The following is a 12,930-nucleotide window of genomic DNA, read 5'->3' as shown; positions in this document are numbered from 1 at the left end:
TCAGACAAAACAGCAACCGCCGAAAGCTAAAATCGGCGCTACATATTAACACGATTACCCATACCTGAAAGGTGATTTTTTTCCATTTCCAGCAACTCCGGCACATGGATTCCGCGCGCCTGTCGCGCATCGTTCACCACCTCGTTCCCAACAACATCCTTTTTCCGTATCCCCATATACACAAGGATATACACAGGGCTCCATACCGTTACCATTTTGCGCTATGATGAAAGAGTCACAAGAGCAAAAGCGACTCCCTGTCATATTGGGGAGAATGACATATCAGATACTTATGGACGACAAACGACGATTGGTGCAATGATCGATTATCGGCCGCGAGTTTCCTGCCACTGCGTATAAAAGGAAAGGCAAACCGCTTGCACAAATACGCTTCTCCCGCAGCCCACGGCACCATCATCGCAGAACTGTCCCGCAGGCTATGTCCGCTTCCACTGACAATCGCCGGGATGCTGTTAGCGGTGCTGTTCTATTTCTGCCTAGGTCCATGTCTGGCTGCCGAACCGTTGCGCCTTGAACTGCTGGGGCTGGAAGGCGACCTGCGCGCCAATGTGGAGGCGGCCCTGGCCTTCCCCTCGGGACTGGTGCGCGATGACCAGGTCGACCGCCGCTGGATGACGCGCTTCGTACAGCAGGTACCGAAGCAGGTCGCGGAGGCCATGCAGCCCTTCGGTTATTTCCGCCCGGTGATCGATACCCGGCTCGCGGAAACCGACGGCAGCTATCTGATCACCGTCACAGTCGAAGCGGGCGAACCGGTGCGGGTAACGAAACTGCGGGTGGAGGTCACCGGCCCCGGTGCCGCCCGGGGTGCCTTGACCCGACTGGCGGAAAATTTTCCGCTGCATATCGATGCTCCACTCGACCAGTCCGCCTATGAAAAAGCCAAACAGGAACTGCAAAGTCAGGCCCTCGACCTGGGTTACCTGGACGCCGAATTCAGCGTTCACGAAATCCGCATCGATGTCGCCGCTCTGTCCGCCGAAATCGACCTGGAGCTGGCCAGCGGCCCGCGGTATTACTTCGGCGAGGTGCGCTTCCGGGGTGCAGAAAACTATCCGGATGCTTTTTTGCGACGGTTTTTAACCTTTCATCCGGGGGACATCTTCTCCTACGCCAGTCTCGGCCAGACCCAGTTGCAGTTTCTCGATGCCGACCGTTTCAGCGAAATCCGGCTGCTTCCGGATCGCCAGAACGTCGTCGATGCGCGCGTTCCCATCGATGTTGTACTCACGCCTTCGCCATCACGCCGGCTGCAGCCCGGTATCGGCTATGGCACCGATACCGGTGCCCGCATGTCGTTGCTCTATCGGGATCTGAACATCTTCAACCGGGGCCACGAACTCGAGCTCAAGGCCAACCTGGCCCAGGACGCCCAGACCGCCGGGGGCGCTTACATCCTGCCCGACCCGCAAAGCCTGGACAGCTACACGGCGTTGCGCCTGACGTTCGAACGCGAGGATGTCGACACCTTTCTCTCCAGCAAGATCACCGGCGAGGTGGAACGCGCCTGGGACTTGAAAAAGGGACGTAAATTCTCCATCTACCTGCAGATTTTCCAGGAGGATTTTACCGTCGGCGACGAAGACAACAGCCTGCGCATGGTGCTGCCCGGGGCGCGGTTCTCCCACCGCCATTACCGCAGCCTGATTCGTCCTAAAAACGGCTACAGTTACACCCTCGAGGTACGTGGCGGTCACCAATATCTCGGCTCGGACACCGGCCTTCTGCAGATGCTGGCCTCCGGGAAAATCCTGCTGGCCCTGCCGGGACGGTTTTCCCTGCTGGCACGTGTGGATAGCGGCTGGACATTGCAAAACGAACCGTTGGACGAGGTACCGGCTTCGCTGCGTTTTTTTGCCGGGGGCGACCAGAGTGTGCGCGGCTATGCCTATCAATCCCTGGGCCCCAAGGACAGCGACGGAGACGTGGTTGGCGGCAAATATCTGCTGGTCGGCAGCCTGGAACTGGAACGCGCCCTCGGTTCGAAATGGGGACTGGCGGCCTTTTACGATACCGGCAACGCCTTCGATGAACCCAACCAGATCAAACTGGCTCAGGGGGCCGGGCTGGGCCTGCGCTACTACACACCGGTAGGGCCGGTGCGCCTCGATGTCGCACGACAGATCGGCGAAGACGACCCCTCCTACCGCATCCATTTAAGCATCGGGTATAACTGGTGAAACGCTACGTACTCCATATTCTTGGCGGGCTGGTACTGCTGGGCACTCTGGCCTTCGTGTTCGGGTGCTATTGGGTGATGGCCACAGCCGGGGGCTCCGCCTGGCTGATCCGTACCGTGGCAAGCCGCATGCCGGAGACCGTTGCCGTCCAGACCGTCGAGGGGCGTCTTACCGACGAACTCAGATTGTCCGGCCTGGAAGTGCGCTGGACCGGGGGCACAGCGACCATCGGCCGGCTGACATGGCGCTGGCGCGCCGCCGGGCTGCTGCACAGAAACGTGCGCATCCGCTCTCTGAACCTGGAAGATGTGACCCTTGTCACAATCCCCGAAAAAGACCAGCCACGCGAACCCCTTGATCTGGCCTGGCCCGAGCTGCCCGGCTGGATGCAGAAAATCCACGTCGCCCTGGACGATGTGCAGATCAAGCGACTCAGATGGCAACAACCGGATGGGCCCTCGTTTTATCTGCAAGGACTGGCCGCCAAGGCCCGTTGGACGGGACGGCGACTGCGCATCCCGATAGTTACGGCACTGAGCGATGCGGGGGCATGGACCGCCCGTGCCGCAATCGACTGGCACCAACCGGGACTGCGACTAAAAGGGGCAGCGCTGACCAAACCGGACACGCAAACCGCTGTGCCCCTGATTCTGGCGCTGACCCTGCAGCCCGGGGAGCAACCCGGGTCGCTGACCGGCACTCTGCATGCCGGCGCACAGGCGCCTGCGGCAGGTATTCTGCAACTGGCCACGCCCTTTGTCGTGACACCGACCGACCTGAGGCTGGACAACTTCGACCTGCGGAGCTTGTCATCGACAGGCTCCCTCCACGGCAAGGTGCGCCTTGACTGGGCCGAACCCAAACCCCGGCTCGAACTCTCCGCCGACCTGAAGAACCTGGATCTGGCCACACTGGCAGGGCAGACGACCCATCTGGATGGACACCTGACGCTGAAGGCTGACCCGGATGCCTATGCGGGAACGCTGGCACTGAACAACCGGGCGACGCAATGGCGGGATCTCCGGCTCGAAACCTCCTTCAGCGGTAATCGCCAGAATTTAGATCTCACCGATCTCAACATCCATGGGCTGGATGGCACCATCGACGGCGATGCCAATGTGCGCTGGACACCGCAACTGAGCATCCGCGGCAAACTCAGCGGCCATGACCTCAACCCCCAACGTGCCGGTCTGGCCTGGCCGGGCAACATCAACCTGCAGGCCGAGGGCGTATGGAGTCGCCTCGATCAGGGCGGTATGAGCGCCAGGATTGACGCCCGTTTGCTGCCGAGCACCCTGCGCGACGCCCCCTTGCAGGGGCAAATCCGGGCCCGGCTGCAAAACGAGGACGTGCAGATCGACACCTTGCAGCTGCAAAGCCGGGGCCTCGACCTCACCGCACGGGGGCGACTGCAGCAGCGTATCGACTTTGCCGCCAGGGTCGATGACCTGGCCAGCCTTGTGCCGGAACTGACCGGAGCCATGCAGGGACGCGGCTGGATACGCTGGCGCAACCAACAGGTGGCCGGCGAGCTCAACGGCAGCGGGCGCGCCCTGCAACACGGCCAGCTCGGGGTTCGAAATCTTCGTTTTTCCGCCGCCCTGGCAGCGAACCGCAGCGGCTCCCTCGAGGCCGACCTGACGGGGTTGCAGTACAATGATGTTCAAATTTCGGCCCTTTCCATCCGCGGCAACGGCCGTCCCGAACAGCATAGCCTGAGCGCCCGCATCACCCTTCCACGGCAGACACAGCTGAAGCTGACCGCCGCCGGCGGCTACGAAAAATCCGCATGGCAAGGATCTGTGACCGAACTGACCCTGCGGGATGCCATCGACACCTTGAACCTGGCTGACCCCGCCGCATTGAGCGTGTCGCAAAAAGGACTCAAGCTTGCCGCACTGCGCCTGACAGGCACCTCCGGTGAAGCCCTCTCGGCAGCGGCGCAAATCCAATACGCGCCCCTGATCGGCCGAGGGCAACTCGCGTGGGAACAACTTCGCCTGGCCCATGCGCAAGCCTGGCTGGACGGCACCAAAATCACCGGTAACAGCAGCGGCAACGCCTCATGGGAACAAACCGCCGATGGAGCTTTCGCACTGCTTGCCGATCTAAAGACCGCTGGTTCCCTCGAGCGCGAGGGACGGCAACTGCACCTGGCCGGGGCCGAAGCCAGCCTGTCATGGACCCCCGCGCGATTACAGGCCGAGCTCCATGCGGACCTCAAGCAAGGGGGACGGCTGCAAGGGCGTATCCAGGGCGGGCGCAGCACATCCATGACCCTGCCGGAACAGGCCGACTGGCAATGGCTCTGCCGGGATCTGGACCTGCAACTGTTGGCGCCCTGGCTGCCCTCCGGCATCGCCATCCAGGGTATCCTCTCCGGTCAATCCACAGGAAAACTGCTGCCCGGCCGGCAACTGATCGCCGACGGCCGGATAACCGTCACCGGCGGTCAGATCGCGACCGACAAGGAGCAGGGACAGATCACCGTCCCGGTACAAAATGCCGAGCTGAACTGGAACTGGCGCGGTGAGGAGCTTTCTGGCCAAACCGAGGTGCAATTGGGGGATTACGGTCATCTGAACGGCAGTTTCCGACTGCCGATTCCGGCGCGTATGCCCGTAAAACCGGCGCAACAGGGGGCACTGGACATAATCATCGACGGCCGCAGCACCGAGTTGGGGCTGTTTGCCGCGTTGATGCCCGGAGCGGTGCAGGAATCCCGCGGGCGCGTCGAAATCAAACTGCGCGGAGACGGTACCTGGCAACAACCGCAACTGAATGGACAGGTACAGCTGCTCGAAGCCGGCGCCTATCTGCCCATAGCCGGCCTGGAACTGCAAAAGGTGAATATCCTGGCACGTCTTGACGGGGATCGTATCCTGCTCGACAACCTGTCCCTGCAATCCGGTAAAGGAACCCTGCGGGGCAAAGGCTCCCTGCAGTTGCACGATTGGAAACCCGGCAACTACAACGTGACCCTGAAGGGCCAGGGCGTGCAACTGGTCAATCTGCCGGAAATACAGATACAGGCCGATCCGGACCTGCTCATTACGGGTTCAACCTCAGAGCTGAAGGTCACCGGCACTGTCAAACTGTCGGAAGTCATGATCCGGGACAATAAAAAACCGTCGCTCATCACTCCCAGCGACGATGTGGTCATGGTTGGCGAACAGTCCCCGGAAAAACCTTCCGCCGAATTCCCCATTCAGGCCGATATCCGACTGCTGCTGGGAGACCATGTGCTGGTCAAGGCCTCAGGCCTCGACGCCCGCCTGACGGGAGAACTGCACTTAAGCTCCATCGACAGCAATGCCCTGACCGCCAATGGACGCATCGCCGTGGCCGAAGGGATGTACGCCGCCTATGGCACCCGGCTGGACATCACGCGCGGCAATCTTCTGTTCAACGGGCCGCTTGCGCAACCGACCCTGGATATCGTCGCCCTGCGCACCGTCGGCAAGATCAAGGCGGGGGTCCAGGTCAGCGGCACGCCCCGCCTGCCGGTGGTTAAACTCACTTCCGAACCGGCCATGTCCGACAGCGACCGGCTGGCGTATATCGTACTGGGCCGGGCTTCGGCGCGCAATGCCGGGGAAGCCGATCTGTTGATGACCGCCGGCGGGCTGCTGCTTTCCCAGGGGGAATCGGTGGTCATGCGCGATCGCCTCAAACGGCAACTGGGAGTCGATGTCCTGGGCTTTGAAACCGGCAGCGCCACCGGCCAGGACGATGTCTCCAGCTCGATGCTGACCATCGGCAAGTATCTCAGTCCCAGCCTGTATGTCAGTATCGGCCAGTCCCTGTTCGCCAATACCCAGGAATTCCGATTGCGCTACAGCCTGGGCAAGCACTGGCAACTGGAATCGACCACCGGCGAGGAAAGCGGCGTAGACCTGTATTACAAGATTGAATTCCGGTAAGCAAACTATTCACCGCAGAGCACGCAGAGAACGCCGAGAAGACCCACCGTTAGTTTGCCGTGCCGCTGGTTTCCGGGCGGATGCATTGTACAATTGGTACCAGAAGCAAAAAAACGAAGCCCGCTGCTTACCGCAAGGAGACGGCGCATGATTCTGGTAGCCCCCTTTCATGGCTTGGCCATGGCCGACCAGCCCTTTGAGATTGTGGAACGCAAGGGAATCGGACATCCCGACAGCATGTGCGACGCCATGCTGGAAACCATCTCCCAACAACTTTCGCGATACTATCTGAAAGAGTTCGGCGCGGTGCTGCACCATAATATCGACAAAGGCCTGCTTAGCGCCGGCAGCGTTGAAAAATGGTTCGGCGGCGGCCGCATACTCAAACCGATGGAATTGATCATCGGAGACCGGGCGACGGTCGAGGTCAAAGGCCACAAGGTTCCCGTAGCGGATATCACCGAAGCGGCCGTGCGGGACTGGTTGAATCGGCACATGCGCTTTATCGATCCGGAACGCCACCTGATCTGCCGGTCGGTGCTGGCTCCCGGCTCCGCAGAACTCACCGATATCTTCGCACGCCGGGGCCAGGTGCATGCCGCCAACGACAGTTCCGCAGCCGTCGGTTATTACCCCCTGAGCCCCACGGAACAGGCGGTGCTGGCTCTGGAGAACTATGTCAACGGAAGCGACTTCAAATCCCGGCACCCCGAAACCGGTGAGGATGTCAAGGTCATGGGAGTGCGGCGCGGCCGACACGTCGATTTCACCGTTGCCATGCCGTTAATGGCACGTCTTATCGCTAGCGAACAGGCCTACTTCGAGCGCAAACGCGCTATCCTGACCGACCTGCAGCGGTTCGCCGCCACCCTGCCGGGTTTTGACGATGCCACGGTTCATCTCAACACCCTCGACCAGGCCGGCCGCGGGCTGGGCGGCGTCTACCTGAGTCTGCTCGGCACATCCGCCGAAGATGCCGATTCCGGCCAGGTCGGTCGGGGGAACCGGGTCAACGGACTTATCCCCGTCGGGCGCCCCATCGGCACCGAAGCGGTCGCCGGCAAGAATCCGGTCAGTCATGTCGGCAAGATTTACAACGTGCTGGCACACCAGGCGGCACGCCGCATTTACCAAAGCATCCCCGATCTGCAGGAGGTCTACGTGTTCCTGGTCAGCCAGATCGGCGCACCCATCGACCAGCCACAAATGCTGGCGGCGCAGATCCTGCCCGCAGCGGGGCAGCCATTTGAACCGATCCGGCAGTCCGCCCAGACGATTCTGGCGGAAGCGCTGGCAGGGGTGGAACCGCTGTGCAGGGAGTTGATCGAAGGGAAACATCCGGTCTGTTAAGGCTGGGATAATTACTCAAAGCCATTCCAAAGCATTCACCGCAGAGTACGCAGAGAGCGCAGAGAAAGAGTTGTTAGGGAATAATTCCTCTGCGAACTTTGCGGTCTCTGCGGTAAATGTTTTTTTTCTGAAAACCAGCATCTTAAACGGTAGATAAACGCATGCCCCGGGGATAGCGAATCCCCGGGGCATGGCTTTTTGGCAATGATACAGTGCAACCGCAGGTTGCCTGTATAGCATCGGAATCAGGCCAGATATTTCTTCAGATCTTCCGCCTTGGGTACCTTGCCGGCCACTTTGACTTCGCCATCAACAGCCAGGGCCGGCGTCATCATGACACCAAACGCTGCGATATCCTTGATATCCGATACCTTGACCAGCTCATACTCGATGCCAAGCTGCTTCGCGGCGGTTTCGGCGTTCTCCAGAAGCGTCTGGCATTTTTTGCAACCGGTACCGAGAATCTGAATCTTTTTCATGGTTAAAACCTTTCCCTTGATACAGTTTTGTCGAATAGACCACTCTGAAGCAAATCAGCCCCAGAATGTTCCGAAAATCAATCCGCTGACCGTCGCCATCACCACCACCAACGCTACGAAAGCCAGGGTTTTTTTAGTGCCCATGACACTGCGAATGACCAGCATATTCGGCAGGCTCAAAGCCGGCCCCGCCAGCAGCAGGGCCAGCGCCGGACCCTTGCCCATGCCTGCGCCGAGCAACCCTTCGAGAATCGGCACCTCGGTAAGGGTGGCGAAATACATGAAGGCGCCGGCTACGGAAGCGAACAGGTTGGCCCCCAGGGAGTTGCCGCCAACGGAACGGGCCACCCAGTCCGAAGGGATCAGCCCCTCGGAGCCGGGACGACCCAGCAGCGCTCCGGCGATAACCACCCCGATAAGCAACAATGGCAGGATCTGCCTGGCAAAACCCCAGGAGGTTTCGAACCATTCCTGCATTTCCTCGCCTTCGGTATTGATGATCACCGAAAGACCGATCACGCCGACCACGAAAGCAATGCCCGGGATCTGCGGAAACAACACCGCCAGCAACCCGGTCAGAAGCGCGAGCAGCAGGATTTTCCACCAGCGCACCTGAAACCAGCGCACCAGAATCCAGCCCAACAGCGCGGCAAAGGCTCCGGTCACCGGCCACTTGGCTGCATAAATCAGATGCCAGAGACCGGTTTCCGCCGACGGCCGGCCCCAATTAGCAAACACCAGGATACCGACCATGGCCGCGAAATAGATGGCATTCTGCCATAACGGGCGGGACACCTCCGGTTCCGGCATGGCCACGGTAGCCTTGACCTTTTCCAGCTCTTCATGACGAAACAAAAAGTGCATGCAGAGACCGATGACGATACTGAACAGAACCGCACCGACGGCGCGCGCTATGCCGATTTCCGGACCGAGGATTCTGGCCGTCAGAACCACCGCCAGGATATTGATGGCGGGACCGGAATAAAGAAAGGCACAGGCCGGTCCCAGCCCGGCGCCCATGCGGTAAATGCCGGCGAACAACGGCAGGATGGTGCAGGAGCAGACCGCCAGCACCGCCCCGGAAACGGAAGCCACCCCGTAAGCGAGCACCTTGTTGGCCCGGGCTCCCAGATATTTCATCACCGAAGCCTGGCCGACGAACACGCCCACCGCCCCGGCGATGAAAAAGGCCGGCACCAGGCACAGCAACACATGCTCGCGGGCGTACCATTTGACCAGGTAAAGGGACTCCCACAGCGCATTGTGCAGACGTTCGAGACTGCGCAGCCAATCGACGGGCAGGTAATAACACAGGATAAATCCGCCGATGATCAAAGCCAGTGACTTCCATTCCCTGATCCATTTCATAGTCGGACTCCTTTACGTCGACACCGTCGCCACGGAACCATGCTTCGCCTTACTGCAATTTACGGATGCACTGCAGGAAATTCAGAATGCAGGGAGTGCGCAAGCTGTAGAAAACCTGGTTGCCGCGCTTTTGGTTGGCTACGATGCCGGCGTTTCTGAGTTCCCGCAAATGACGCGAAACGGTGGAGATATCCGCGTCGATCTTTTGCGCCAGGTCGCAGACGCATTTTTCGCCCTCGGCCAGATCCTCGACGAGAACAATCCGGGTCGGATGGGCGAGCGCTTTAAAAAAATCGCTGCAATACTCAAGATCATCGTTGTTTTGGGTCACGATCGCTGCCTCTCGATATTTATTGCCTATTTGTACAATAAGACAAATAGATGCCCGATTGTCAAGGTTTAACAATCCGGAATTCACCACCGGCGACAGCTTATCGCTCAAGGCCCTCACTGGTTACACTTGCGGCGGAACTTGTTCGGCGAGGAAGATTGAGGGTATACTGCTGCTGAAGATTGCTCAGGCTGGGAAAAAAGGTTGCGAACCCGGAGTATTTTCCGTGAAACATGCTGCCAAGAAAAAACATATGGAATTGGAACTGCCCGGCGGTGCCCGGCGTCTGCTGCTGCACTCCTGCTGCGCACCATGCGCCGGGGGGATTCTCGAAACTCTCGTTGAGGCCCGGGTAGCGGTAACGCTGTACTTCTGCAACCCCAATATCCATCCGCGCGATGAATATCGGAAGCGCAAGGAAGAACAGAGGGATTTTGCGGTCAAGCTCGGCGTCGATTTTGTGGATGCCGATAACGACCCGGCGCCCTGGTTTCGTGCGGTTTCCGGCCTGGAGGAGGAAGCTGAACGCGGCGCGCGTTGCGGCGTCTGTTTCGAGATGCGGCTGGCGTCCACAGCTGCTTATGCCGCGGCGCACGGTTTCGAGGTCTTCGCCACCACCCTGGGGATTTCCCGGTGGAAAGATCTGGCGCAGGTCAATGAGGCGGGCCTGACGGCTGCCGCCGCTCAGCCGGGCGTCAGCTTCTGGCCCTTCAACTGGCGCAAGGCCGGCGGTTCCCAGCGCATGATCGAAGTTTCGCGACGCGAGGGATTTTATCACCAGCAATACTGCGGCTGTGTCTTCAGCCTGCGCGATACCAACCGTTGGCGCCTGCAGAAAGGCCAGGACATCATTCAACGGGATATTACCGCATATGACCGGTGGATAAAGTCCTAGTCGCTGGTTTGCGATAGAAACAACAAAAGGCCGCCCGTCATCAAAACGGGCGGCCTTTTATCTATCGAGATATGCGTATGCTGACAAAAAGCCTAGCCGAGAATCTCCCGCACTTTCAGCCCCAGGGATATCGGGGTGAAAGGCTTGGCCAGAAAGGCGTCCTTGCTGGTTTCAGAATCCTGAATGGCCTGAGTGTCCTGCGGATAACCGGACACATAAAGAACCTTGAGATCGGCCTTGCGGCCTCGCAACTCTGCCACCAGGGTCGGGCCGCTGCCACCGGGCATGACAACGTCGGTCAGCAGCAGATGAATGGCGTCGTCATAGGTTTCAAAAACCTGCAACGCCTCATGGATATCGCAAGCTTCCAGGACATTATAACCGTTACCGCGCAGAACCATGTGAGCAAGATCCCGGACGGACTCGTTATCTTCCACCAGCAGAATGGTTTCACTGCCCTTGATGGGTAAACTGCTACATTCCTTGGCGGCACGGTCATGGACCGGACTGTCGACGCGCGGCAGATAAATCTTGAAAGTCGTACCCATACCCGGCTCGCTGTACACATAAATGTGCCCCCCGCTTTGCTGCACGATGCCGTAAACCGTGGACAGCCCCAGGCCGGTGCCTTTGCCGGTTTCCTTGGTGGTATAGAAGGGTTCAAAAATCTTGCCCATGATTTCGGGATCCATACCGATGCCGGTATCGGTAACGGACATCATGACATAATGACCGGGCGCCAGACCGGTATGCCAGGTGGAATAGATTTCATCCAGCTCGATATTGATGGTTTCGATAGTCAGTTTGCCACCCTCGGGCATGGCATCGCGCGCATTCACGGCCAGGTTGACGATCACCTGCTCGATCTGGCCGCGATCGGCGTTGACCAGCCCCAGACGGGGATCCCGCAGCACTACCAGGTCGACATCGGCACCGAGAATCCGGTGCAACATTTTTTCCATATCGGCCGTGACCCCATTGAGGTCCATCTCTTTGGTCTGCATGACCTGGCGCCGACTGAAGGCCAGCAGCTGACTGGTCAGCGAAGCGGCCTGCTCGCCCGCCTTGACGATCTGCTCCAGACAACCCTGCAGCGCTTCATCCGAATATTTCTGCAACAGATACTGACTGTAACCGCTGATCACCGTCAGAAGATTGTTGAAATCGTGGGCCACCCCGCCGGCCAGGCGTCCCATGGCTTCCATCTTCTGCGCGTGGAGAAACTGTTTCTGTAGATTTTTAAGGTCGGTGTTATCGAACAAAAACCCTTCGATGCCCGTAAGTTGCCCCTCTTCGTTGAATTGCCCAAGCAGATTGGCGATGAGCTGCAAAGGGCTGCCGTCGCATTTACAGCCTTCGATGTCGCAATACTCCATCTTTTTCTGCTGCTGAAGAATCTCAAAAAAGATCCCGGGATCCTTGCCGTGAAAGAACAACTCGAAGAAGTCTTTCTCCAAGGCCTGTTGCCGTGAATCGAAACCGAAAATGCGCAAAAAGGCTGGGTTGCAGTCGACCAGCTGTCCGTCGATGCCGACCACGAAATCCCCCGTCAAATCGTTTTCAAAAAAGTGCCGGTAACGGGTCTGGGTTTCGCGCAAGTGCTCCAGGGCCATTTTTTCTTTGGTGATGTCCCGGCCCACCGATTGAAATTCCACCAGACGTCCCTGCTCATCAAAAATCGGACAATCGCACCAGCTTTGCCAACGGATCCGGCCTTTGGTGTCGTATACCTTGACTTCCACGACCTCCAGCCTCGGATTTTGAGCTTGCGAAGCCACATGGGCGGCAAGGTCAGGGCGGAACTCTTGCGGGCAGTTATCGAGGAATCGGGTGCCGAGCAATTCGGCGCGGGTTTTGCCGAAAAACCGGCAATAGGCGGAATTGACAAAGGTAAGGGTGGTATCGGGTTGCCAACGACAAACCAGGTCGATCTGACTTTCGACCAGGGTCCGGTATTGCCTTTCGCTGGCATGCAGGTTTTCCAGCGCGGCTTTACGCTGATTGATATCGCAAAGTTGTTCCGCAACCATGGTAAGCTCGCCGGCCTCGTCGAAGATGGGAAAACAGCGAACCTCCAGATGACCGACGCGGGCATTATATTTCTCGGTAACCAGGGGTTTTCCGGTACGGAAAACCTCCATCACGTGACAAGGCTGACAGGGTCCGTTCTGCCCGGGATAAAAGACCTCGTAGCAGTGGGGCTGTCCCGTTCTTTTGTCCTCGGGAACATAATCGTACCCCCCGCGCCAGTTGCACATGACAAGGCGGTGATTACGATCGACGACAGCAAGCAGGTCGGAAATATCGGAGAAAAGCCGCTGATAGAGGGATGGTTTGGTCATAACTTCAAGACACCATTTCGAAGGTGAAATCAGGCAGTTTT

8 protein-coding genes are annotated in these 12,930 nt (G+C 58.9%); 4 read left to right on the top strand and 4 right to left on the bottom strand.

Annotated features, from left to right (window positions below):
* The first annotated feature begins 377 nt into the window (after positions 1-377).
* The 3 genes from PCAR_RS01535 to PCAR_RS01525 all read left to right on the top strand — a co-directional run bounded on the left by PCAR_RS01535 (position 378) and on the right by PCAR_RS01525 (position 7,474).
* On the top strand, positions 378-2,201 hold the full coding sequence (locus PCAR_RS01535; RefSeq protein WP_011339847.1) for an autotransporter assembly complex protein TamA: 1,824 nt from the start codon (positions 378-380) through the stop codon (positions 2,199-2,201).
* Positions 2,198-6,124: a translocation/assembly module TamB domain-containing protein gene (locus PCAR_RS01530; protein ID WP_011339846.1), complete on the top strand. Its 3,927-nt coding sequence runs from the start codon at positions 2,198-2,200 to the stop codon at positions 6,122-6,124. Before PCAR_RS01535 ends, PCAR_RS01530 begins: the two co-directional genes overlap by 4 nt.
* Before the next feature lie 147 nt (positions 6,125-6,271).
* On the top strand, positions 6,272-7,474 hold the full coding sequence (locus PCAR_RS01525) for a methionine adenosyltransferase (protein WP_011339845.1): 1,203 nt from the start codon (positions 6,272-6,274) through the stop codon (positions 7,472-7,474).
* Between the two features lie 245 nt (positions 7,475-7,719).
* On the opposite strand, the gene PCAR_RS01515 is transcribed toward PCAR_RS01525, so the two are convergent.
* The 3 genes from PCAR_RS01515 to PCAR_RS01505 are packed head-to-tail and all read right to left on the bottom strand — an operon-like array spanning position 7,720 to position 9,652.
* Complete coding sequence (locus PCAR_RS01515) at positions 7,720-7,953, bottom strand: thioredoxin family protein (RefSeq protein ID WP_011339844.1); 234 nt, start codon at positions 7,951-7,953, stop codon at positions 7,720-7,722.
* Between the two features lie 54 nt (positions 7,954-8,007).
* Positions 8,008-9,321, bottom strand: coding sequence for a permease (locus PCAR_RS01510; RefSeq protein ID WP_011339843.1), 1,314 nt, complete (start codon positions 9,319-9,321; stop codon positions 8,008-8,010).
* Between the two features lie 49 nt (positions 9,322-9,370).
* The gene (locus PCAR_RS01505; protein WP_041531480.1) at positions 9,371-9,652 is read right to left on the bottom strand and encodes an ArsR/SmtB family transcription factor; all 282 of its coding nucleotides are present in this window, start codon (positions 9,650-9,652) and stop codon (positions 9,371-9,373) included.
* Positions 9,653-9,878: 226 nt separating this feature from the next.
* On the opposite strand from PCAR_RS01505, the gene PCAR_RS01500 reads away from it, so the two are divergent.
* Positions 9,879-10,547 carry an epoxyqueuosine reductase QueH gene (locus PCAR_RS01500; RefSeq protein WP_011339841.1) on the top strand — a complete coding sequence of 223 codons (669 nt, stop codon included), beginning with the start codon at positions 9,879-9,881 and terminating at the stop codon, positions 10,545-10,547.
* 92 nt (positions 10,548-10,639) lie between these two features.
* Here the strand turns inward: PCAR_RS01500 and PCAR_RS17580 are convergent, their stop codons facing one another.
* The gene (locus tag PCAR_RS17580; protein ID WP_011339840.1) at positions 10,640-12,889 is read right to left on the bottom strand and encodes a PAS domain S-box protein; all 2,250 of its coding nucleotides are present in this window, start codon (positions 12,887-12,889) and stop codon (positions 10,640-10,642) included.
* Positions 12,890-12,930 lie beyond the last annotated feature (41 nt).

Source organism: Syntrophotalea carbinolica DSM 2380 (assembly GCF_000012885.1).
Taxonomy (GTDB): domain Bacteria; phylum Desulfobacterota; class Desulfuromonadia; order Desulfuromonadales; family Syntrophotaleaceae; genus Syntrophotalea; species Syntrophotalea carbinolica.
Note: the sequence above shows the minus strand (reverse complement) of the source record. Positions and strands in the feature narration are given on the sequence as shown.

Bases quoted from the DNA above. Each gene is read 5' to 3' on its own strand.
- PCAR_RS01510 (WP_011339843.1), bottom strand. From the start codon at position 9,321: ATGAAATGGATCAGGGAATGGAAGTCACTGGCTTTGATCATCGGCGGA.
- PCAR_RS01515 (WP_011339844.1), bottom strand. From the start codon at position 7,953: ATGAAAAAGATTCAGATTCTCGGTACCGGTTGCAAAAAATGCCAGACG.
- PCAR_RS17580 (WP_011339840.1), bottom strand. From the start codon at position 12,889: ATGACCAAACCATCCCTCTATCAGCGGCTTTTCTCCGATATTTCCGAC.
- PCAR_RS01525 (WP_011339845.1), top strand. From the start codon at position 6,272: ATGATTCTGGTAGCCCCCTTTCATGGCTTGGCCATGGCCGACCAGCCC.